Source organism: Collinsella sp. AM40-7AC, assembly GCF_003468125.1.
GTDB classification, from domain to species: Bacteria; Actinomycetota; Coriobacteriia; order Coriobacteriales; family Coriobacteriaceae; genus Collinsella; species Collinsella aerofaciens_O.
Genome location: NZ_QSGK01000002.1, coordinates 152,045 through 175,188, shown reverse-complemented (window position 1 = coordinate 175,188; position 23,144 = coordinate 152,045). Strand labels below are relative to the sequence as shown.

The following is a 23,144-nucleotide window of genomic DNA, read 5'->3' as shown; positions in this document are numbered from 1 at the left end:
CGAACCGCGTAACTACTCGACGCTGCAAACGCCCCTAAGCGGCAATCTGACGTTCAATCGTCGGCCGCGTACCAAAGTACGCTTCCCTCCTCTTTCACGTCACCTTGCTCGCTTAGGGGCGTTTTCGCTGACTTATGCTCAACCTGCGACGCTTTCGTGGCCCTAAGTAGTCATCGGGGACGTTCTTGTTTGAGTAGTCGTTTAAGAACGCCCCCGATGACTATTCGGATTGCTAATTTGTGCGGGTTGTGGTTTTGTGACCTGCTGAAATTTGAGATACTGTACAACTGTACGTTAACTAATCTTCGTAGTATATTGCTACCCGCAAAACTCAATACCATTGTGCTTCGAGACGCTAAAGCGCCTACGTACAATGGTTTTTGATAGTACGATTTGATTCAACGACAGGATGGATGGTCCAAGCGTGAGTCTCGGCAGCAAACTATCCAACGCAAAGGTCTCCTTTGCGATATTTAAGCGCGACATTAAGCGACTGCTTATGAACCCCGTCGCCCTGGTGGTTACCTTGGGCGTGTGCGTCATTCCCTCGCTGTATGCCTGGTACAACATCGTTGCCAACTGGGATCCGTACGGAAATACCCAGGGCATTAAAATCGCCATCGCCAACAACGATCAGGGCACCCAGAATGACTTGGTGGGCGAGCTCAATGCAGGCGATAAGGTGGTCGACCAGCTCAAGGAAAACGATCAGCTGGGCTGGACCTTCGTCGACTCGGCTGCCGATGCCAAAGAGGGCGTCGAGAGCGGGGAATACTACGCGGCGATCGTAATCCCCAAGAACTTCTCCGACAATCTTGTCTCGATGCTCGATGGCAATTACCATCAGCCGAAGCTCACCTATTACGTCAATGAGAAGAAGAGCGCCATTGCGCCCAAGGTCACCGATACCGGTGCCAACACCATCGAGGAGCAGATCAACTCGGAGTTTGTCTCCACGGTGGGCGAGACTGTTGCCAGTATCGCCAAGGATGCCGGTGTCGATTTAAAGGACAAGGCAACCCAGACTCAGGACTCGCTGACAAGTTCGGTGTCCGAGGCATCCGACACCTTTGGTGAGGTGCGCGATTCGATTGGCGATATGAATGCCGCCATCGATAAGACGAGTGGCGCTATCGCCTCGGCTGATGCGGCGCTTGCCGGCTTGCAAGGTCAGGCACCGTCGCTGACGCAGGCAATCTCCCAGGGCAACGACCTGCTGGGCGAGGCTCGCGCCACGGCGGGCAACTCTATCACCTCGCTCTCCAAGGCACTCTCGGAAGGTAGCCTTGCACTCACCAAGACGTCAGCCTCCGCGAACGCTGCGATTGGCAAGCTAACGGGTACGGTCACATCTACGACCACCCGCATCGACAACTCGCTCGAGTCTCTCCAGGCGACGATCGATCACAATAAGGCCGTTATCGGGCACTTGGAGATTCTCGTTAATGACACGTCGACAGGTTCCGAGGAAATTGACGCGCGCATTGTATCGACCATCGATTCGCTTCGCGAGCAAAACCAGAAGCTGCAGAGCATCAAGGATGGCCTTTCTGCACAATCGAGCGCCATGGCAAACGACGCTACGGCAATCTCGAACGCGAGCAACGCACTCAACGCGGCAATTCAGACCGGTACGGCTAACCTCGGTCAGGCTCAGACCGATCTGGGTCAGAGCGCACTTCCGAAGGCTTCGAGCGCGCTTGACTCCTTTGCCGCCGTTTCGGGCGATTTGACCGGCATTGTGTCGGGTATGACCCCCACGATAGCGAGCGCGCGCGGCACGCTGGCGCAGCTCGACGCCACGCTCAAGCAGGCAAAGACCACGCTGTCCCAAACCGACGCCTCCCTTGCCAAGGTTCAGGACAAGCTCGTGACCGCCGCCAATGACATTGCGGCGCTGCAGACCTCTGAGTCTATGGGCGAGTTAGCCGACCTCATGGACGTCGACGTCAATGACGTGGCAGATTTCATGGCATCTCCGGTTGAGCTGACGTCCAAGTCAATCTATCCGGTCAAGAGCTTTGGCTCGGGCATCGCGCCCTTCTACACCAATCTGGCGCTGTGGGTAGGCGGCTATGTGCTCATCGCTATCTATAAACTCGAGGTCGACCGCGAGGGCATCGGTAGCTTTACGGCGCGTCAGGGCTACTTTGGCCGCTGGCTGCTGCTGGTGATCCTGGGTGCGTTGCAGGCCATCATCGTTACGGTGGGAGATCTGGTCATTGGCGTTCAGTGCGTCAATCCGCTGCTCTTTGTACTGGGCGGCATCGCTATTTCGTTCACCTACGTCAACATCATCTATGCGCTGTCCACCACGTTTAAGCATATCGGTAAAGCCATTGGCGTCATCCTCGTCATTGTGCAGATCCCCGGCTCGTCGGGCATGTATCCCATCGAGATGATGCCCGGCTTCTTCCAATGGCTGCATCCGCTGCTGCCCTTCACCTATGGCATCAACCTGCTGCGCGAGACCGTCGGTGGCATGTATTCGTTCAACTACCTGTTCAACCTGTGCATCCTGGGCGTGTTCCTTGCCATCGCACTCTTTATTGGCTTGCAGCTGCGTCCGCTGCTGCTCAACCTCAACCTGCTCTTTGACAAGCAGCTTTCCACGACGGGCCTCATGATCTGCGAGTCCAACGACCTGCCGCGCCAGCGCTATTCGCTGCGCACGGCCATGCGCGTCATGCTCGATTCGGATTCGTACCGTCGCGAGCTGCTCGATCATGCCGTGGCGTTTGAGCATCGCTACCCGTACTACATCAAGGGCGGTTTTGCCGCCGTGGTAGGCGTGCAGGTTCTGCTCTTTGTGCTTTCGACGGTGCTCGATATCGACAATAACGGCAAGATCATCCTGCTCGTTATCTGGATCATTTCGGTTATCGCCATCTGCGGCTGGCTCATCAACATCGAATACATCCGTGCGAGCCTCAATACCCAGATGCGTATCTCGGCGCTTTCGGACGAGGACCTTCGCCGCGAGATGCGCGAGCACACGGCTGCCATCCCTGCCGCCCGTCGCATGTTTGGTCTCAACGCCAGCGAGCGTGGCGCCAAGGGAGGCGAACAGCCTACGAGCCGTCTGTCGCATATCGGTGCGCATCGTAAGGCTCAAGATGCCGACGGCGCTGACAACGTAAACGTAAACGACGGGGACACCACCTCGCTTGGCAAGCACTCTAAAGGAGGTGAGGCATAAATGAAAAACATCCTGCACCTGTTTAAGCGCGATGTCCAAAACGTGTCTCGCTCCGTGATCGGCATGGTCGTCGTGATGGGCCTGATCATCGTGCCATGTCTCTATGCATGGTTTAACATCGCCGGAAGCTGGGATCCCTACGGCAATACCGGCAACCTTAAGATTGCAGTGGTCAACACCGATGAGGGTTACGAGAGCGATCTGATTCCCGTCGAGGTCAACGTGGGCGAAAACGTAACCGCCACCCTGCGCGGCAACGAGAACTTCGACTGGGTCGTCCTCAACGACCGTGATAAGGCGATTGAGGGCGTTAAGTCGGGCGCGTACTACGCTGCCGTCGTTATCCCTAAAACGTTTAGCGCCGACATGATGACGCTTTTCTCGACCGAGGTGAAGCACGCCGATATCGAGTTCTATGAGAATCAGAAGGCCAACGCCATCGCACAGATCGTGACTGAAAAGGGTTCGAGCGCCGTCCAGAGTCAGGTCAACGAGACCTTTACCAAGACCATCACGACCATTGGCCTTAAGACCGTGTCCAGCCTGCTCGACTATATGAGTACCGACCAGGTGAGCAGCTTTATCGCCAATCTGTCCTCGACGCTGGGCGATTCGGTCGAGGACCTGCAGGACGTTCAGGCGAGTGCGACGTCGCTCGCGGGCATTTTGAGCTCCACGTCCGATTCACTGACATCGGCGGGCGGCATGCTCAAGCAGACGGGCACCGTTGATGAGTCGACGAAGCAGCTGATGGAGCACGCCAAGAGTGGCATCAATGATTCCAAGGAAGCGCTCAAGGCCGCCAACGATGCCGTTGACGCGGCGATTGACGGAAGCGCGGGCTCGTTCGACAACGTGTCCGCCGAGCTTGCGAAGGCATTCGATGCCGCGAATCAGCATGTTGACCTTACGGTGTCTCAGCTCAACGAAGCCGCAGCGGCGCTCAATACGCGTGCTGACGATATCGATGCGATGACCGATCAGCTCCGTAACCTTGCCGACCAGGTGAGTGATGACAAGCTCAAAGACGGTCTCGAGTCCGCTGCGACGTCGCTGGGCAGAATTGCCGTGGAGTACCGCAACAATGCGAAGGACCTGACGGCGACCGCAAAGTCCCTTTCGGACGGCATGGCGGAGGTCAACAACTCGCGTGCCGAGGTCGACCAGGCCATCGCCGATGCCAAGGCGGGTATCTCGGGAGCCAAGTCCGACTACGATTCCACGTTCTCGGTTAAGGCCAAGGAGCTCAAGAAGACCATTTCGGGCGTTCTGGATTCCCTGAACGGTATCTCGGGTGACTTGGATAGCGCCGTGAGCGGTCTGACCGACGCCTCTGGCTCGCTCGCAAAGGGCCTCTCCAAGGCTGCGACGCTGGTCAACAAGGCTTCCGATCAGCTGGGTGAGGCATCGGACAAGATCAGCGCCTTTAAGGACGAGCTCGATGGCGCCCTGATGTCGGACGACCTTGCCACGATCAAGACGATGATCGGCAACGATCCCGAGGGTTTGGCCGTGTCGCTTTCCAGCCCCGTCGCGCTCGACCGCAAGCCGGTCTATCCGATCCGCAATTACGGTTCGGCCATGGCGCCGTTCTATACGATCCTGTCGCTGTGGGTCGGCTCGATCGTGCTGGCGGCCATGATGAAGGTATCGGTTGACGATGAGCTCATCAACGAGCTGATCCCCGTGCGCCTGCACGAGATCTACCTGGGCCGCTACCTGTTCTTTGGAGGTCTGGCCCTGCTGCAGGCGACACTCGTGTGCGCGGGCGACATCCTGTTCTTTGGCATCCAATGCGACAACCCGCTGCAGTTTGTGCTGGCGGGCTGGGTCGCGAGTCTCGTGTTCTCCAATATCGTCTACACGCTCACGGTTTCGTTTGGCGATATCGGCAAGGCGCTCGCTGTCGTGCTGTTGGTCATGCAGGTCGGCGGTTCAGGCGGTACGTTCCCCATCGAGATGACCGGCCCCGTGTTCCAGGCGATCTACCCGTTCCTGCCGTTTACCCACGGCATCAACGCCATGCACGCCGCCATGGCTGGCGCCTACCATATGGAGTACTGGATTGAGCTGGGTATCTTGGCGAGCTACCTGATTCCGTCGCTGGGCCTGGGCGTCGTCTTCCGCCGCCCGGTCATCAAGGCCAACGACTGGATCATCGAAAAGCTGGAGTCGACCAAATTGATTTAGCGCGACAATGTGGCGTTGACGGAACATCGAGGCCTTCCGGCTCGACGCTTTAGTTGAGTGAATTGCATGAGCTGCTTGGTTGTTGCTACAGTAGCGGGGCGTGCCGGGGGTCCGGCGCGTCCCGTTTTTATTTGACCATGAGGCGGCACGCAGCCATACGCGTGCGGACACCACGCCCAGATTGAGTGCGAGGATGTTCCATGGCCCAATACGCTGCCAACGAAATCGAAAACATGCCCGATAGCCCTGTAGCCCGTGAGGATTTGGGCGCGGGTGGTATTCCCCGGGGTGCCGGCGCACGCTCGCCGTTGTTCTGGAAAGTTCTACTGCTTTCGGTGGCGATTATCTGGGGCTACTCCTTTACCACTATGAAGGACGCACTCGACACCATTCCGGTGTTCGAGCTGGTCTATGTTCGCTTTCTCCCGGCATCACTGGTTATGTTTGCAATTTTCCATAAGCGCATCATCGCTCATTTCAATGCCCGCAACCTGATCGTCGGGCTTGGCATGGGCGCGCTCATGTGGGGTGCCTACGGTTTGCAGACGATCGGCCTGGCACAGACCACGGCGGGCAAGAGCGCTTTTTTGACCGGCACGTATTGCATCCTTGTGCCGTTTGCAAGCTATGTCCTGAGCGGTGAAAAGCTTACCCGGTATAACCTGGGTGCAGCGTTGTTGTGCCTGGCGGGTATTGGCCTGGTAGCGCTCGATAGCGTCGAGTTCAATGCCGGCGATGTTATTACCTTGGGCGGCGCGATCTTCTTCGCCATCCAGATGGCGGTGACTGCCAAGTACGGTCGCAAGATGGACATCAACGTCATCACGTTTTGGATGTTTGTGGGCAATGGCGTTTTGAGTTTAATCACGTCGCTGCTATTCGAGACTCAGGCGCCCCTCTCTGCATGGACGCCGGAGTTTATCGGTGTGGCTGTTTTCCTCTCGGTGGGCTGCACATGCGCGGCGCTGCTCGTCCAAAACGTCGGTTTGGCGCATGTCCCCGCCTCGACGGGCTCACTGCTTCTTTCGATGGAGTCGCCTTCGGGCGTGTTGTTTTCGGTGCTGCTGATGGGGGAGGCGCTCACCTCGCGCCTGCTCGCCGGCTTCGTGCTTATCTTCCTGTCGATTATCTTGAGCGAGACTCACTTCGATTTTTTGCGCAAAAAGCCGCGCCCGCAATTGTAAACAACTTGTTGCGCCGCCCTCTCGGGGCGGCATTTTTTATGCGTCGCCCTTAAAGTTGTACCTTGCACTTTACGCTATCAAAGTGCTTGCTGCAAAAACGTTACTGGAGGGCATTTATGGCACCAGCTCTGTCCGATCTTCAACCGCAATCAGCGCCCAAGGCCACCGCAGCGGCGCAGGCCGCTATCGGTGACGGTCTCGTTGCAGAAGCTCAGGCTTTTGCAGACGAGCTCGCTGTGTGGCGACACGATTTACACCAGATGCCCGAGCTGGGTAATAGCCTCCCGCAGACCTCCGCGTATATTCAAGCGCGCCTGACCGAGATGGAAATCCCATTTGCCACGCTCGTCGATGGTTCCTGTGTTGTGGGCCTTGTCGGCGCCGGTGCCGCCGCGGCCCAGGGCAATGGCGTCTGCACGGACGAACAGGCCGGTACGGTCATCATGCTTCGCGGCGACATGGATGCCCTGCCCGTTGTCGAGGAATCGGGCGAGCCTTTCGCTTCCACCAACGGCTGCATGCACGCTTGTGGCCACGATATGCATGCGACGGCGCTGCTCGGCGCGGCCCGTTTGCTCAAGGCCCGCGAGTCCGAGCTTGTCGACGCTAACGCCACAGTTAAGTTGCTGTTCCAGCCGGGCGAGGAAACCTTTGAGGGTGCCCGCGCCGCCATCGCCGACGGTCTGCTGCAGAACCCGCGTCCCCAGGCCGCCTTTGCCATGCATGTCAATAGCCAGTCGCCGCTCGGCCTGGTGCTCTATGGGAGTCCGGCGCTCTCGGGCGTGTACGGTTTCCGCATCACGCTGCAGGGCAAGGGTGGCCATGGCTCGAGCCCCGAGATCTGCATCGACCCCATCACGGCCGGCGTGCATGTGCACCTGGCGCTTCAGGAGCTTATCTCTCGCGAGGTGCCGGCGGCCAAGGAGGTCGCGCTTACCGTGGGTAAGTTCGCTGGCGGTTTGGCGGCCAACGTCATCCCCGACACCTGCGTGCTCGAGGGAACGTTGCGCGGCTTCGATGTCGAGCTCATGGCTCACCTTAAGACCCGCATCGCGGAGGTCGTCAACGGCGTTGCCGCAACATATCGTACGCTGGCAACCATCGAGACGCTTTCGGACGTTCCGCCGCTCGTGCTCGACAGCGATATGACCCAGGCCTCGCTTGGCTACGTGGGCGCGGTGCTGCCCAAGGCTGCCTTCCTGCCGCTATTCCACGCCATGGCGAGCGAGGATTTCGCACTTATCTCGAGCGAGATCACAAGTGCGTACTTTACGGTGGGCGCGGCCGTGACCGATACGGACGAGCATTTTGCCCAGCATCATCCCAAGGCGCGCTTTAACGATGCCGAGCTTCCCCTCGGCGCCGCGGCTTATGCCGCCGTCGCTCTCGGATACATTGCGGACCACAAGGAGTAATCCATGTCCCAGCAACGTAAATTTTTCCCCGGCTGGCTCGTGGTGGCCTCCGGCTTTGTGATCATGGCCACGTGCTACACGATTTTCGTTAACTGCATGAGCCTGTTTCAGCCGCTCATCGTAAGCGACCTGGGCATCACGCTTGCGCAGTACAACATCTCCAACGCCATCTCCACCGTGGTGAGCGTTATCGGCTCGCTTGTCATTGGCCATGTCGCCGATAAAGTAAGCGGCCGCGTTTTGGGCTCCCTCACTGTAATCGCCACCTCTGCCGTTCTTGCCGGTATGAGCTTTGTCGGTGAGCTGTGGCAGGTCTACGTGCTCTTTGCCGTCTCGGGCTGCTTTGCCGTCGCCTCGACCCGCCTGCTCATCAGCCTGGTGACCGCCAACTGGTTTACGGCCAAGCGAGGCCTTGCCATCTCCATCGCACTTTCGGGCTCGGGCTTTGGCGGCGCTATTCTGTCTCCCATCGTGAGCTCGCTCATCGTGAGCGTTGGCTGGCGTTCCGCCTTCCTGGTGCTCGCGGCTATCTGCATGGTGGCGGCGCTGCCCGTCACGGCCTATTCCTTCCGCACCAAGCCTTCCGAGATCGGTCTTAAGCCGCTCGGCGAGAATCCAGGCGACCCGTCTGCTTCTGCCACGGGTGATAAGAACGAGAAGGCAGCCCCCGAGGTTAGCGTCGGCTGGTCTCGTATCAAGAAGAGCCCGGCATTTTGGCTGCTCGTCGTCGCCTTCCTCTTTATGGGCTTGGTCAATGGCGCCATCCTGCCCAACCAGGTTACCAACATGACGAGTGTTACCGTCAACGGTGCCAAGATCGTCACGGGCGGCCACGACCCCATGTGGGCAGGCACCGTGCTTTCGGCCTACATGGTTACCGTCGTTATCGCCAAGATTTCGCTCGGTGCGATCTATGACCGCTTTGGCCTGCGCTTTGGCAATATCCTTGGCTCCGTTGCGTGCATTATCGCCTGCGTGGCGCTGTGTTTCCCGACGACGGACCTCGGTCCTATTGTCGCTGCTGTGAGCTTTGGTGTTGGAACGTGCATGGGCACCATCACGCCTACCATCGCCGCGTCCAAGCAGTTTGGCATGGCCGACCTCGGTAAGGTCACGGGCACCATTACCTCGCTCGAGATGGTCGGCGGCACCGTGGGCGCTATCGTCTCGGGCGTGCTGTTCGATGCCACGGGCTCCTTTGCGAGCACCTGGATCGTGTGCCTGGCGTGCTCCGTGGTCATGCTCGTGTTCCTGCTGGCATCCGAGCCCATCGCCGCCAAGCTGCGCGCAAGCGTGGCGGGGGAGTAGATAGGCCAAAGCGCATTGCCGCTTGTCCGCTTCGTCCGTGGCTACCGCGGCGGCGTGTCTGGCCGAACGAGTCCCCATACCCTCGTTCGGTCAGACGCGCCGCCGCTGTTTGTGTTTGTGCCGTATAATGTCCACTACCTATGACGCGATACAAAAGAAAGGTGTTTGCCCATGCAGGCACAGAAAGCGGAGGGAACCCGCGACCTTATCGGCGCCGAGATGCGCGCCTGGCAAAAGATGCAGCAGATTGCCGCCGGCGTATTCGAGCCGTTTGGCTTTAAGCCCATCGAGACGCCCTCGATCGAGCAGGTGGACGTGTTTGTCCACGGCATCGGCCAGTCGACCGACGTCGTGCGCAAGGAGATGTTCCGCGTGTTTAGCGGCGCAAACCTGGAGCGCGTCTTTACCGAGGGCATCGACACCAAGCTCAAGCCAAAGCAGCGCCTGGCGCTTCGTCCCGAGGGCACGGCCGGCGTAGTGCGCGCCGTCGTGGAGAACAACCTGGTGCCTCAGGGCTCTACGCCGTTTAAGGCCTACTATGCCGAGGCCATGTTCCGTGGCGAGCGTCCCCAGAAGGGCCGTCTGCGTCAGTTCCATCAGGTAGGTATCGAGTGGCTTGGCGCTCCCGATCCGGCGGCAGACGCCGAGTGCATCATTATGCTTATGGAGTTCTACAAGCGCCTGGGCTTCGATCTTTCCAAGCTTCGCCTGCTCATTAACTCAATGGGCGACGCCCAGTGCCGTCCGGCCTATCGCGAGCAGGTTAAGCAGTTCATTCTCGATCACGCCGACGAGATGTGCGACGAGTGCCGCGAGCGCGCCGAACTTAACCCGCTGCGCGCCTTCGACTGCAAGAACGACCATTGCCGCGAGATCATGGCCGAGGCCCCGCTGATGGGCGACAACCTGTGCGATGAGTGCCGCGAGCACTACGAGCAGGTCAAGCGCTATCTGGATGCCGCAGGCATCGAGTATGTCGAGGATCCCACCCTGGTGCGCGGCCTGGACTACTATACCCGTACCGTCTTTGAGGTCGAGGCCCCCGGCGCCGGCGTCGGCTCCATCGGCGGCGGCGGCCGCTACGACGGCTTGGTCGAGCTCGAGGGCGGCAAGCCCACGGCAGGCGTCGGCTTTGCCGTCGGTTTTGAGCGCGCCCTGCTGGCCCTGCAGGCCTTTGGTAGCGACCTGGGTGCCGAGGAAGCCCCGTGCGTGTATGTCGCCAACGCCGGCAAGGAGCTGCGTCAGAACGTTTTTGCCATTACGCAGGAGCTTCGCGCCGCAGGCATCGTGACCGAGGCTGACTATCAGGGTCGCTCCCTCAAGGCCCAGTTTAAGCAGGCCGACAAGGTGGGCGCCAAACTCATCCTGGTCCTGGGCGGCGACGAGCTTGCCGCCGGCAAGGTCAAAGTGCGCGACATGCAGAGCCACGACGAGGTCCTCGCCGATCTGGCCAACGTGGTCGAGGCGGTTCGCGAGCGCCTGTAGCGCATGATTCTTGAGCTGCGGGCCCGCTTGGGTGTCCCGTCCATTGCGAGCGATTGTTACGGGGGTGTTTCGCATTTATGCGGAATGCCCCCGTTTGTGTATGCCGTCCACCGAGAAATACGACCATTTAGAGCAAAAACCCTTGCAATGCAGAAAATACTTTTGTGTGGTAAAGCGCAATCAGTGTCGAAAGTATTTCTCAAGCGCCTATAATGAATACCGCATGTTACGTGCATAGAAGGAGGAATGGGAGGAAACGTGGCTGAGAACCTAAGCAACCAGTCTGTACCCGAAGCCGCGGCGCGCGTCGCTGCCGTGGTCAACCGCCTCGTTAACCGAATCGGCTCGAATGCCGAGTCCAGGGAGCGTCTCGCCGAGATCGAGATCCCCGAGGAGCTGCGCGACAACTTGGCGCTGTTCCTGCGCCTGGAGCGCCGTGTGCTTAGCGAGTATGATCCCGAGATCGCGGACCTGTTCGACAAGATCCTGACGGCAGAGATTGTGGCCAACGCCGGAAACCCCGGTGCCCGTGCTGCCGACGAGGCCGTCGACGAGCAGGGCGTGCCCACCGCCGACGAGCCCACCGCCGTGGCGTTTCGCGAGGTCGTCGATCTGATCGACAGTCTGCCGCTCGATAAGCAGCAGGTCATCGTTCGCGCCTTCACGAGCTTCTTCCATCTGGCAAACCTGTCGGAGGAGAACTACCGTGTGGCTCAGCTGCGCGAGCGTGAGGCCGGCGCGTCGACCGACACCGTTGTCGACCCCGCCAATGAGCTCACCGTCGCCTATCACCAGCTGGTGGATGAGATGGGCGTCGAGGGCGCCAACGAACTGCTCGGCAAGCTTGAGTTCCACCCTGTCTTTACCGCGCATCCCACTGAGGCCCGTCGCAAGGCCGTCGAGGGCAAGATTCGCCGCATCTCCAACCTGCTGGAGGAGCGCCCGCGCCTGGGCGGCTCCGACCTGGTGGAGAACGAGCGCCATATGCTGCAGGAGATCGACGCCCTGGTGCGTACGAGCCCCATCGCGCTTAAGAAGCCTACGCCGGTCGAGGAAGCCGATACCATCATCGACATCTTCGATAACACGCTGTTCGATGTGATTCCCGTCATCTACCGTCGTTTTGACGACTGGGTGCTGGGCGACAAGGCCGGTACCGTGCCGCCGCTGTGCCCGGCGTTCTTCCATCCCGGCAGCTGGATCGGTTCCGACCGTGACGGCAACCCCAATGTCACCGCCAAGGTGAGCCGCGAGGTCGCCGCCAAGTACTTCACTCACATGGTGCTCAAGCTCGAGGACAAGTGCCGCCGCATCGGCCGCAACCTGACGCTCGAGGCCACCTACAGCAAGCCGTCTGCCGAGCTCATCAACCTGTGGAACCATCAGGTCGAGATGAGCACCCAGTACACGGCCCGCGCCGAGCTGATCTCCGAGCACGAGCCGCATCGCGCCGTCATGCTCGTCATGGCAGACCGTCTGAACGCCACCGTTCGTCGCATCACCGACACCATGTATCACAGCGCAGACGAGTTCCTGGATGACCTGCGCGTCGTCCAGCGCTCCCTGGCCGCCTGCGGTGCCGTCCGTGCTGCCTACGGCCCGGTCCAGACCATCATCTGGCAGGTCGAGTCCTTCGGCTTCCATATGGTCGAGATGGAGTTCCGTCAGCACTCCGTGGTGCACGCCCGCGCCCTCAAGGATATCCACGAGAACGGTATCCACGGCGATCTGCAGCCCATGACGCGCGAGGTCATCGATACCTTCCGCGCCATCGGCTCCATCCAAAAGCGCTACGGCAAGAAGATGGCGCACCGCTACATCATCTCGTTCACCAAGAGCGCTCAGCATGTGGCCGACGTCTTTGAGCTTGCCCACCTGTCCTTTGCACACGAGGAGGATGTCCCCGAGCTCGACGTGATCCCGCTGTTCGAGCAGCTCGAGGACCTCGAGGGCTGCGTCGACGTGCTCGACCAGATGCTTACGCTGCCCGTGGTGCAAAAGCGCCTTGCCCAGACCAACCGCCGCATGGAGGTCATGTTGGGCTATTCCGACTCCTCCAAGGATGCCGGTCCTACCACGGCCATGCTCGCGCTGCACTCCGCGCAGGAGCGCATTGCCAAGTGGGCCGAGAAGAACGATATCGACCTGGTGCTCATGCACGGTCGCGGCGGTGCCGTGGGCCGTGGCGGCGGCCCGGCCAACAAGGCCGTGCTGGCGCAGCCCAAGGGTTCGGTCAACTGCTTCTTTAAGCTCACCGAGCAGGGCGAGGTCATCTTTGCCCGTTACGGCAACCGCACGCTGGCTCAGCGCCATGTTGAGTCCGTTGCCGCCGCAACGCTTTTGCAGTCGGCCCCGAGCGTCGAGAGGACCAACACCGAGACCACGCAGAAGTTCTGGGATATGGCGGAGAAGCTCAACGCAGTAAGCCATGAGCGCTATCTGGACCTGCTGAACACCGAGGACTTTACACCGTGGTTCTCGACCGTGACGCCGCTGACCGAGGTCGGTCTGCTGCCGATCGGCTCGCGCCCGGCCAAGCGCGGCCTGGGTGCCAAGTCGCTCGACGACCTGCGTACCATTCCGTGGATTTTCAGCTGGAGCCAGGCACGCATTAACCTGGCCGCTTGGTACGGCTTGGGCACCGCCTGCGAGCAGCTGGGCGATCTTGACCAGCTCAAGGCTGCCTACCAGGAGTGGCCGTTCTTCCGCACCTTTATCGACAACATCGAGATGTCGATCGCTAAGACCGATCAGCGCATCGCCAAGATGTACCTGCACCTGGGCGATCGCCAGGATCTGTCCGAGAAGGTCTTCACCGAGATGCAGCTCACCCGTAAGTGGGTCCTTGCCATCGTCGGTGACGAGTGGCCGCTGCAGCGCCGCCGCGTGCTTGGCTGCGCTGTTCGCGTGCGCAACCCCTACGTCGACGCCCTGTCCATCGCCCAGGTCCGCGCCCTTCGCGAGGTGCGCATGAACCAGGACGAGATGGCCGAGGAGAAGAAGGCCGAGTACATGAGCCTGATTCTTTCGACTGTGACCGGCGTCTCGGCAGGATTGCAGAACACGGGGTAATCGATAGCCCTGTAGTCGTCCGGGCCCGCCATCAGCTTACTTTTAGGCACGTCCTCGGACATGCAAGAAGCCCTCGCTGCGCACTTCGTGCGGCGAGGGCTTCTTGCGTCCTGCGGAGTGTGCCTAAAAGTAAGCTGATGGCGGGCCCTACGATGTCCGGTCTTCGGTGGATTACTGGCTGGGGGAATAATGGCGCGCTTTGCGCGTTTTGGATGGGGTTTGTCCCGGCGGCGCGTTTGGCGCTTCGCGCCTCGCGTCTTATCGATCGGGATTGAGATGCATGTGGCGCTTCTCGACTTACGACTGTAGCGGCCGCGGTTCCGTTTGGGATCGTGGCCGTTTTGTTGTGGGTCAAATATGAACGTTGTGTTAATGAGTCGGTAGACGGTGGTGTTTTTCGGTGAGCGGCGTATCCTTCCAACGGTTTATCTAGTGTGTCAGTTGAAAGGAAGAGGGCGCTCGTCATTGTTTGAATGTGAACTGCCGTTTGACCACAAGACGTTGCATCTGGAACTCGAGGATAAGAACTTCGCGGGTGTGATGGAAGGTCATCAAAACGAGTTTAAGACCACGAAATCGCAGGAAGAGCTGGTGGAGGAGTCGCTTGCCAACCCTTACGGCTCGCCTTCGCTCGAGGAGCTTTGTGCTGGCAAGAAGGATATTGTCATCATTAGCTCCGATCATACGCGTCCCGTTCCCTCGCGTGTGACGATGCCTATTCTGCTGCATCACATCCATTCCGCTGCGCCTGAGGCGCGCGTTCGCATTCTGGTTGCTACGGGTATGCATCGTCCGTCGACGCACGAGGAGCTCGTCAACAAGTACGGCGAGGAGATCGTTGCCAACGAAGAAATCGTTATGCACGTCGCGACTGACGACAGCATGATGAAAAAGATCGGCACCCTGCCTTCTGGTGGCGAGTGCATCATCAACAAGATCGCGGCCGATTGCGATCTGCTGCTTGCCGAGGGCTTTATTGAGCCGCACTTCTTTGCCGGTTTCTCTGGTAGCCGCAAGTCCGTCCTGCCTGGCATCGCCAGCTACAAGACCATCATGTACAACCACAACGGTCAGTTTGTGAACGATTCCCACTCGCGTGCCGGCAACCTGTGCCACAACCACGTGAGCGAGGACATGTTTGCCGCCGCCGAGATGGCTCACCTTGCCTTTGTGCTCAACGTGGTGCTCAACGGCAAGCACGAGGTCATTGGCTCCTTTGCCGGCGACATCCACAAGGCGCACGAGGCTGGCTGCGAGTTCGTGAAGAGCCTTGCCGGCGTTGAGCCCGTCGAGTGCGAGATCGCCATTACCACTAACGGCGGCTACCCCCTCGATCAGAACATCTATCAGGCTGTGAAGGGCATGTGCGCTGCCGAGGCCACGCTTCCCGAGGGTGGCGTGATTATCGATGTCGCCGGTTGTGCCGACGGTCACGGCGGCGAGGGCTTCTATCACAACATCGCCGACAACGATCCGGCAGAGTTTGAGCGTGCCTGCATCGATCGTCCTAAGGACGAGACCCTGCCCGATCAGTGGACGAGCCAGATCTTTGCCCGCATCCTGGCGCATCACCCTGTGATCATGGTCACCGACCTGTGCGATCACCAGATGCTCAAGGATATGCACATGACGCCGGTCAACACTATCGAGGAAGCGCTCAAGCTCGCCTTTGAGATGAAGGGTGCCGATGCCAAGGTCGCCGTCATCCCCGATGGCCTGGGTGTTGTTGTCGCACAGCACTAGTGCGCGGCTTAAACGAATCGTTTATAACCGACAAGAAAGATAAGGTTTTATGCTTACCAAACTCCTCTGCGAATTCGGCGCAACGGCCCTCATGATCGTCTTTGGCGTGGGCGTTCACTGCGATACCGTGCTCAAGGGCACCAAGTATCAGGGCTCCGGCCATATGTTTGCCATCACCACCTGGTCCTTTGGCATCTCGGTCTGCCTGTTTGTCTTTGGTGGCGCTGTGTGCATGAACCCCGCCATGGTGCTTGCCCAGTGCATCGTCGGCCTGGTGCCGTGGGGCAACTGCATCCCCTTCATGCTTGCCGATATGCTCGGCGGCTTTGTGGGTGCCGTGATCGCTTGGTTTATGTATGCCGATGAGTTCAAGGCTTCCGAGGGCGTCGTCGACCCCATTGCCCAGCGCAACATCTTCTCGACCAACCCCACCACCGAGGGCACGAACTATGCTCGTAACTTCTTCTGCGAGGCTATCTGCACCTTCGTGTTCATCAGCGCCATCCTTGCTGCCGCTAGCCGCGCCGGCGAGAACGTTCTGATGCTCGCAATCTGCGTCGGCCTGATCGTTTGGGCTGTTGGCATGGGCATGGGCGGCATCACCGGCTTCGCCATGAACCAGGCTCGTGACCTTGGTCCTCGCATGGCCTATCAGGTGCTGCCGATCAAGAACAAGGCTGACAACAACTGGAAGTACGGCCTGCTTGTTCCTGGCATCGCTCCGTTTGTCGGTGCCATCGTGGCTGCGTTGTTTGTGCATGGTTTCTTGGGCATGTTCTAGTCTGAGGCTACATAGTTGTCCGCTGTCCGCATGGGGCAACTTCCCAGCGCGTCCTCGGACATGAAAGAACCCCCGCTGCGCACTGAACTGCGGCGGGGGTTCTTTCGTCCTGCGGAATGCGCTGGGAAGTTGCCCCATGCGGACGGCTGCGGGATCCTGGTCGCGTTGGAACAAGCAAGCCAACATATATATCTGAATTTGGATGGGAGGGGCTTGTTGCTGGTAGGGGCGTTGCTCTGCTGTCGACACTTTGAAATGGATCGTGCTTTGAGCTGGGGCGACACTTTGGGTTGGGAGCGGGACTTTGGGATAAGAGTTTTAAGTTAGGTGAAGAGGGGCTGTATGGCTGAGAGGTAGTCTTTGGCTACGTTGGATTTGTTGGCTTGGAAGTTGTGCCAGGCCCACCATTGGACGGTGGCTACGAAGCTTGAGGCTATGTGGTGGAGTAAGAAACTGCGGTCCATGGTGCCGGCGGGGCCTGTGGGGTCGATGGGGACGGTTTCGGCTGCGCGCGACATGATGGTCTTGCGGAGGCAGTCGGCGAAGACGCGTGATCCGGCGCCGGCTACCAGCGCTCGGACGCCCTGGCGACGTTCCCATAGATTGTTGAGAATATGCTCGACCTGCACGAGTGGGTCGTCGAGCGGTGCGCCATCGTCATCGAGGGCGTGGGTGCAGATGTCGCTCACGAGCTCGGACAATAGGTCATCTTTGCTCTTGAAGAGGCCGTAGAACGTCGCGCGACCCACATGGGCGCGAGCGATGATGTCGCCGACGGTGATCTTGCCGTAGTCCTCTTCGCGCAGCAGCTCGGAGAACGCCGCAACGATGGCGGCGCGGCTTTTTGCCTTGCGGGCATCCATGGCTATGCGTCCGCGTGAACGAGCAGGCAGCGGAGCGTACCGGAGCAGCCCTCGTAGGGACGCTTGCCGGCGCCGTAGCCGACGGCTTCGATGCAGTAGCGGGCCGGAAGATGCTCGGATGTGCGCAGCGCGGTGACGATGGCGGCGCCCGTGGGCGTCACGAGCTCACCGGCGACCGGTGCGGGCGTGAGGGCAATATTGCCCGCCTGGCACAGGTTGGCGACAGCGGGCACAGGAATGGGCATGAGGCCGTGGGCGCAGCGGATGGTGCCGTGACCCTCGGAGAGCGACTCAACCACGATGTCCTCAATACCCAGGTCATCGAGGCAGATGGCGACAGAGCAGACGTCGACGATGGAGTCGACGGCGCCCACCTCGTGGAACATGACGGTCTCGGGCGTTTTGCCGTGGGCCTTGGCCTCGGCGGCGGCGAGTGCGGTAAAGATGGCGAGGGCGCGACGCTTGGCGCCATCGCTTAGCTGCGAGCCATCGATAATGGCGGTGACGTCCGCCAAAGAACGGTGGTGATGGTGGTGGGCGTGATGGTGACCCTCGTGGCCATGACCGTGCTCCCCATGGTCGTGCTCGTGGCAGTAGTCGTGCTCGACATGGTCGTGCTCAACATGGTCGTGCTCAACATGGTCGTGCTCAACATGGTCGTGATGATGGTGCTCATGCTCGTGCTCGTGCTCGTGCTCGTGCATATGCATATGCTCATGCTCGCGCTCGACAGCAGCCTCATTACCGTAGAGCCAGGCCATATCGTGATCGTGGTTCTCGAGTTCCTCTGCAAGCTGAACGTCAAAGTCACAGGCATCGATGCCGTGCTTGTTTACGCGCGTGACGGCGATCGAAAAGCCATCGACCGGCAGCGTGGCGAGCTGTTCGCGCAGGTGCTCCTCACTGGCACCCAGGTCGAGCAGGGCCGCAACGGTCATATCGCCGCTGATGCCCGAGGTGCCGTCGATGATAAGCGTGTGCTGATGGTTGGACATAGGATGCTCCTTAGCGGGCGCAGGGCGTGCCGGCGCTCAGATGATTGATAAGACTTGCCTGGTAGGCGGCACCAAAGCCGTTGTCGATATTGACGACCGAGACGCCGCTGGCGCAGGAGTTGAGCATGGCGAGCAGCGCGGCCACGCCGCCAAAGTTCGCGCCGTAGCCCACGCTGGTGGGAACGGCGATGACCGGGCAACTTACCAGGCCGCCGATGACGCTCGCCAGGGCGCCTTCCATGCCGGCGATGGCGATGACCACCTGCGCCTGGGCAAGTTCCTCGGCATGCGCAAGCAGGCGGTGCAGGCCGGCGACACCTACGTCGTAGAGGCGATCGACTTCGTTGCCGTAGAACTCGGCCGTCAGTGCCGCCTCTTCGGCGACGGGCAGGTCGCTCGTGCCGGCGCAGGCGACAACGATGCGCCCGTTGCCGGTGGGGGAGGGCTTGCCGCCCACCAGGGCGAGCTGGGCGTCCGGGACATATCCCAGGTCGATGCCGTTGCCGAGAAGCTCCGAGGTGCGGGCGGCCTTTTTGGCGTCCAAACGCGTGACCAGGATGCGCTCCTGGCCGGCATCGCGCAGCGCTTCGATAATGGCGGCAATCTGCTTGGCGGTTTTACCCGCACCGTAGACAACCTCGCCGGCTCCCTGGCGCACCCCGCGCGAAAGATCGAGCTGCGCAAAGCCCAAATCGGCGGTCGGAGCCGTCTGGATGCGCGTAAGGGCGTCGGCGGGGGTGACTGATCCGCCGGCAACATCGCTCAGCAGCTGCTCTAGATCTCGCTTATCCATATATGTTCCCTTCGACGGCGCAAAGTCTAGCACTCAAAGGGTATGTTTCCGAACACTAAGACAAAATTGTTCGGAAACTATAGGACGGATTGATTCAATTGTTAGACGGATCGATTAGTCACGCAGGATGATGTCCATGGCGAGCATCAGGTTGCGCTCGTCGATGGCAAACGGGGCAGCTTCGCGCGTCTTGGGCTTGGCGCAAAACGCGATGCCCGTGCCCGCGGCCTGAATCATGGGGATGTCGTTGGCGCCGTCGCCGATCGCGACGGTATGGGCCATATCGACGCCGCACTCAACTGCCCAGTCCAGCAGCTGGATGAGCTTGGACTCCTTGGTCACAATGCCGGCAGCCAACTTACCGGTGAGCTTGCCGTCCACGACTTCCAGGCGGTTGGCCAGGCAAAAATCGATACCCGCGGCGGCTACGATCTTGTCAGCGATCTCGTGGAAGCCGCCGCTTACCACGCCGACCTTCCAGCCCTTGCTGTGTGCCGAACGCACAAGCTCCAGCGCGCCGGGGGTAAATGTCACGCGTTCAAAGGTGCGCTCGAACACACTCTCGTCCAGGCCGGCGAGCAGCCCCACGCGCTCCTCGAGCGCTTGCTTAAAGTCCAGCTCGCCGCGCATGGCGCGTTCGGTGATCCGCGCAACTTGCTCGCCCACGCCTGCCTCCTCGCCCAACAGGTCGATGACCTCCTGGTTGATGAGCGTGGAGTCGATATCCATAACGATGAGGCGTGCAGTCATGGCGGGCCTTTCCGAGTGCAGTTGTATTGGGGCACATTGTCGCACGCGGCGCGCCTTGGCGACGGCCAGGCCGCGTCAATTGTTTCGTCTCCGTCAAGTCTTTGGGCGAGAACTACTTTTCCGCGGCACATCGACACAGGTGCGATAAGATAGAACGCCATGTCTGGCTGCGCGGTTTACGCAGGCTGGGCAAATCTGTACGACGCCGCCCGGAACGACACGGGGCGGCACAGATCCATAAAGGAGGATCACTGGTATGAGCCAGACCCGTCCCATCGACGAGCATTCCATGCACACCCGTACCTGCGGCGAGCTTCGCCGCGAGAACGTGGGCGAAGAGGTCACCCTCACCGGTTGGGTGAGCCGTCGCCGTGACCACGGCGGCCTTATTTTCTGCGACCTTCGTGACCGCGAGGGCATCACGCAGCTCACCTTCGACCCCGAGCACTCTGACGGCGACGCATTTAAGATCGCCGAGACCATGCGTCCCGAGTGGCCCATCAAGATCCACGGCGTCGTGCGCTCCCGTGGCGAGGAGACCACCAACGCCAAGCTCGCGACCGGCGAGATCGAGGTCCTGACCGACCACGCCGAGGTGCTCAACACGTCCGTCACCCCGCCGTTCCAGATTGAGGACGGCATCGAGACCAGCGAGGACACCCGTCTGCGCTATCGCTATCTGGACCTCCGTCGTCCCGAGATGATGGCCAACCTCAAGCTGCGCTCCGACTTTACCTTTGCCATTCGCGAGGCGCTGCACAACCGTGAGTTCATGGAGGTCGAGACGCCCTCCCTGTTTAAGTCCACGCCCGAGGGCGCTCGTGACTTCATCGTTCCCAGCCGTATTCAGCCGGGCAACTTCTACGCCCTGCCGCAGTCCCCGCAGCTCCTGAAGCAGCTGCTTATGGTCGGTGGCGTCGAGCGCTACTATCAGGTTGCCAAGTGCTTCCGCGACGAGGACCTGCGTGCCGACCGTCAGCCCGAGTTCACTCAGGTCGATATCGAGATGTCCTTCGTGGACCAGAACGACGTTATGAGCGCGCTCGAAGAGGTCCTGGCCGATGCCTTCGGCCGCATGGGTGTCGAGATGCCCACGCCGCTGCGTCGCATGAACTACTGGGAGGCCATGGACACCTATGGCTCCGACAAGCCCGATACCCGCTATGGCATGCATCTGGTCGACCTGACCGACATCTTTGCCAACTCCAAGTTCAAGGTCTTTGCGACTGCGGCAAACGAGGAGGGCTCTGTCGTCAAGGCCATCAACGCCAAGGGCGCCGGTGCCTGGGCACGTGCCAAGATCGATAAGCTTGCCGGCGTGGCCTCCACGTTTGGCGCCAAGGGTCTGGCGTGGATCGCTTTCCGCGAGGACGGCTCCATCAACAGCCCCATCGTCAAGTTCTTCTCGGACGAGGAGATGGCGGCTCTGCGCGAGCGCATGGATGTCGAGCCCGGCGACCTTGTGATGTTCGCCGCCGGCCCGCGCCTGCTTTCCGACGAGATCCTGGGCGGCATGCGTTCCCACATGGCCAACGCGCTTGAGATCAAGCGCGAGGGCCACGACTTCCTGTGGGTCGTCAACTTCCCGCTGTTCCACTGGGATGAGGACCGCAAGGCCTATGCAGCCGAGCACCAGCCCTTTACCCTGCCGACCGAGACCGACATCGCCAAGATCGAGGCCGACCCGTTGGCAGCCGGTTCTTGCACCTACGACTTTGTCATGGACGGCTTTGAGGCCGGCGGCGGCGGTATGCGTATCCACAACGCCGAGATGCAGATGTCCATGCTCAAGCTCCTGGGCTTCACCGAGGAGCGCGCCGAGTCTCAGTTTGGCTTCCTCATGGAGGCCCTCAAGTTTGGTGCGCCCCCGATGGGCGGTTTCGCTCTGGGCCTGGACCGCGTGTGCATGCTGCTCACCGGCTCCGACTCCATCCGCGACGTCATGGCGTTCCCCAAGACGGCCAGCGGCTCCGACCTCATGTCGGGCGCTCCGAGTGCCGTTTCCGGCGCCCAGCTCAAGGACGTCAGCCTGCGCCTGATGTAGGCAAGCGGCTACATATTGCTTGCAACGAGGGAAGGACGTGTGCTTTCCCTCGTTTTTTATACGCCGAGGTTGCGAGGGCATAGGGTGACCGGACGTCGCGGAAACTGCGACCCAGAATCCAGCCAAATAACGGGTCGCACTTTCCGGTTGAGCTTCTGGCGGAAAGTACATCCCAGAATCGGCGTTCGGAATGGGCCGGGCTTTCCGCTAAAGCAGCCTAGCGGAAAGCCCGGCCCAGTTTCCTACAGTGAGTCTCTCTGAACGAGCTGCATGTGCATGACGGTGGTGGTGGGTACGGCGCCATTGATCATATCGAGCGCAATGCCTGCGGCCATGTGGCCTTCCTCGCGAAGCGGCTGACGAATGGTCGTCAACGCGGGGACGCTGCGAGCTGCGACCTCGTGGTCATCGAAGCCCACGACCGAAACGTCTTTGGGTACGCTAATTCCTGCTTCGTTGAATGCGGCGATAACGCCGGTTGCGATACGGTCCGATCCGCATAGCACGCCGTCGGCACGTATTTCGCGCGCGAGCAACCGCCGCGTGGCTTGGTAGCCGTCTCCGCTGCTCCATCCGGTATAGATGACATTTTCATCCGGAAGGCTTTCGCCCAAAATTGCACGGTAGCCGCGAAGGCGGTCGATGACGGCGGGGTTATCCTGCGGCCCCAGCACGGCAACGATGTCCTTGCGTCCGCGATCTTTCATAGCGAGCGCCGCAAAGCGTCCGCCCTCTTCGTCGTCGGAGTAGACCGTCGAGAACACGTCGCGATAGGGATGGCCCTCGAGCTGGCCGCATAACACAGTGGGTACGCCCAGCTCGCGCAGCACCTCGAGCAGCTCACTGCCCTTGTAGGGCGAGACGTCGATGACGGCGTCAAACGAGCGGCGCTCAAAATGCTCGCGTGCGCGGTTGCGCTCATGCGAGGAAGATGCCTGCAAGATCACGGGCAAGTAAGACGACTCCGAAAGTTCCTCGGTAATGCCGCTTAAAAACTCACTGTAGGTGGGATCGCTAAACAGCTCGCTCAAAGGCTCGGTAACCAGCACGGCGATAATTTCCGTGCGTCCGACGGCGAGCGCCCGGCCGCGTGCGTTGGGAACGAAGTTAACCTTTTTCGCCGCTGCGCGGACACGCTTTTTAGTTTCCTCGCTAATGCGGGGGGAGTCGTTGAGGGCGCGCGATGCCGTGGAGCGCGAAACACCGGCAGCTTCAGCAACCTCGGCAAGCGTGGGTGCGGTGCGTGCTGGTTGGGTCATGGCGTCTCCTGTGCAATTGGGTCGGTGGGCTATCGATAAAGGCTAATGCGGATACAGATTACT

General features: G+C 60.3%; 15 protein-coding genes. 10 read left to right on the top strand and 5 right to left on the bottom strand.

The window, feature by feature from the left end:
* The first annotated feature begins 424 nt into the window (after positions 1-424).
* The 9 genes from DW892_RS02480 (at position 425) to larD (ending at position 16,377) form a co-directional block, all read left to right on the top strand.
* Complete coding sequence (locus DW892_RS02480) at positions 425-3,199, top strand: YhgE/Pip domain-containing protein (protein ID WP_233546773.1); 2,775 nt, start codon at positions 425-427, stop codon at positions 3,197-3,199.
* A complete protein-coding gene (locus tag DW892_RS02475) occupies positions 3,200-5,389 on the top strand; it encodes a YhgE/Pip domain-containing protein (RefSeq protein ID WP_117765435.1) in 2,190 nt (729 codons plus the stop codon).
* 200 nt (positions 5,390-5,589) lie between these two features.
* On the top strand, positions 5,590-6,573 hold the full coding sequence (locus DW892_RS02470) for a DMT family transporter (protein WP_117765433.1): 984 nt from the start codon (positions 5,590-5,592) through the stop codon (positions 6,571-6,573).
* A 116-nt stretch (positions 6,574-6,689) separates the two neighbouring features.
* Positions 6,690-7,988, top strand: a complete 1,299-nt coding sequence (locus DW892_RS02465; RefSeq protein ID WP_117765431.1) for a M20 family metallopeptidase — start codon at positions 6,690-6,692, stop codon at positions 7,986-7,988.
* A gap of 3 nt (positions 7,989-7,991) precedes the next feature.
* A complete protein-coding gene (locus DW892_RS02460) occupies positions 7,992-9,296 on the top strand; it encodes an MFS transporter (RefSeq protein ID WP_117765429.1) in 1,305 nt (434 codons plus the stop codon).
* Between the two features lie 171 nt (positions 9,297-9,467).
* Complete coding sequence (hisS, locus tag DW892_RS02455; RefSeq protein ID WP_117765427.1) at positions 9,468-10,781, top strand: histidine--tRNA ligase; 1,314 nt, start codon at positions 9,468-9,470, stop codon at positions 10,779-10,781.
* Positions 10,782-11,039: 258 nt separating this feature from the next.
* The gene (locus tag DW892_RS02450) at positions 11,040-13,853 is read left to right on the top strand and encodes a phosphoenolpyruvate carboxylase (protein ID WP_369831972.1); all 2,814 of its coding nucleotides are present in this window, start codon (positions 11,040-11,042) and stop codon (positions 13,851-13,853) included.
* A gap of 465 nt (positions 13,854-14,318) precedes the next feature.
* Positions 14,319-15,596 (top strand): nickel-dependent lactate racemase, encoded by a 1,278-nt coding sequence (gene larA, locus DW892_RS02445; RefSeq protein WP_117647964.1) that lies wholly within the window; start codon positions 14,319-14,321, stop codon positions 15,594-15,596.
* 49 nt (positions 15,597-15,645) lie between these two features.
* Positions 15,646-16,377, top strand: a complete 732-nt coding sequence (gene larD, locus DW892_RS02440) for a D/L-lactic acid transporter LarD (RefSeq protein ID WP_117765423.1) — start codon at positions 15,646-15,648, stop codon at positions 16,375-16,377.
* A gap of 323 nt (positions 16,378-16,700) precedes the next feature.
* Here larD and DW892_RS02435 read toward each other — a convergent pair whose 3' ends face one another.
* The 4 genes from DW892_RS02435 to serB form a co-directional block, all read right to left on the bottom strand.
* Positions 16,701-17,240 carry a TetR/AcrR family transcriptional regulator gene (locus DW892_RS02435; protein ID WP_117765421.1) on the bottom strand — a complete coding sequence of 180 codons (540 nt, stop codon included), beginning with the start codon at positions 17,238-17,240 and terminating at the stop codon, positions 16,701-16,703.
* Positions 17,241-17,242: 2 nt separating this feature from the next.
* The gene (locus DW892_RS02430) at positions 17,243-18,235 is read right to left on the bottom strand and encodes a LarC family nickel insertion protein (RefSeq protein WP_117765420.1); all 993 of its coding nucleotides are present in this window, start codon (positions 18,233-18,235) and stop codon (positions 17,243-17,245) included.
* A 10-nt stretch (positions 18,236-18,245) separates the two neighbouring features.
* The gene (gene larB / locus DW892_RS02425; RefSeq protein ID WP_117765418.1) at positions 18,246-19,028 is read right to left on the bottom strand and encodes a nickel pincer cofactor biosynthesis protein LarB; all 783 of its coding nucleotides are present in this window, start codon (positions 19,026-19,028) and stop codon (positions 18,246-18,248) included.
* A 114-nt stretch (positions 19,029-19,142) separates the two neighbouring features.
* The gene (gene serB, locus DW892_RS02420) at positions 19,143-19,778 is read right to left on the bottom strand and encodes a phosphoserine phosphatase SerB (RefSeq protein ID WP_117640046.1); all 636 of its coding nucleotides are present in this window, start codon (positions 19,776-19,778) and stop codon (positions 19,143-19,145) included.
* 256 nt (positions 19,779-20,034) lie between these two features.
* On the opposite strand from serB, the gene aspS reads away from it, so the two are divergent.
* Complete coding sequence (aspS, locus tag DW892_RS02415) at positions 20,035-21,822, top strand: aspartate--tRNA ligase (RefSeq protein ID WP_117640048.1); 1,788 nt, start codon at positions 20,035-20,037, stop codon at positions 21,820-21,822.
* Between the two features lie 242 nt (positions 21,823-22,064).
* Here the strand turns inward: aspS and DW892_RS02410 are convergent, their stop codons facing one another.
* A complete protein-coding gene (locus DW892_RS02410) occupies positions 22,065-23,081 on the bottom strand; it encodes a LacI family DNA-binding transcriptional regulator (RefSeq protein ID WP_117640050.1) in 1,017 nt (338 codons plus the stop codon).
* Positions 23,082-23,144 lie beyond the last annotated feature (63 nt).

Excerpts from the sequence above, each read along its gene's own strand:
- larB (WP_117765418.1), bottom strand. The coding sequence starts at position 19,028 with ATGGATAAGCGAGATCTAGAGCAGCTGCTGAGCGATGTTGCCGGCGGA.
- DW892_RS02410 (WP_117640050.1), bottom strand. The coding sequence starts at position 23,081 with ATGACCCAACCAGCACGCACCGCACCCACGCTTGCCGAGGTTGCTGAA.
- serB (WP_117640046.1), bottom strand. The coding sequence starts at position 19,778 with ATGACTGCACGCCTCATCGTTATGGATATCGACTCCACGCTCATCAAC.
- DW892_RS02435 (WP_117765421.1), bottom strand. The coding sequence starts at position 17,240 with ATGGATGCCCGCAAGGCAAAAAGCCGCGCCGCCATCGTTGCGGCGTTC.
- DW892_RS02470 (WP_117765433.1), top strand. The coding sequence starts at position 5,590 with ATGGCCCAATACGCTGCCAACGAAATCGAAAACATGCCCGATAGCCCT.
- DW892_RS02430 (WP_117765420.1), bottom strand. The coding sequence starts at position 18,235 with ATGTCCAACCATCAGCACACGCTTATCATCGACGGCACCTCGGGCATC.
- DW892_RS02475 (WP_117765435.1), top strand. The coding sequence starts at position 3,200 with ATGAAAAACATCCTGCACCTGTTTAAGCGCGATGTCCAAAACGTGTCT.
- DW892_RS02465 (WP_117765431.1), top strand. The coding sequence starts at position 6,690 with ATGGCACCAGCTCTGTCCGATCTTCAACCGCAATCAGCGCCCAAGGCC.
- hisS (WP_117765427.1), top strand. The coding sequence starts at position 9,468 with ATGCAGGCACAGAAAGCGGAGGGAACCCGCGACCTTATCGGCGCCGAG.
- aspS (WP_117640048.1), top strand. The coding sequence starts at position 20,035 with ATGAGCCAGACCCGTCCCATCGACGAGCATTCCATGCACACCCGTACC.
- larD (WP_117765423.1), top strand. The coding sequence starts at position 15,646 with ATGCTTACCAAACTCCTCTGCGAATTCGGCGCAACGGCCCTCATGATC.
- DW892_RS02460 (WP_117765429.1), top strand. The coding sequence starts at position 7,992 with ATGTCCCAGCAACGTAAATTTTTCCCCGGCTGGCTCGTGGTGGCCTCC.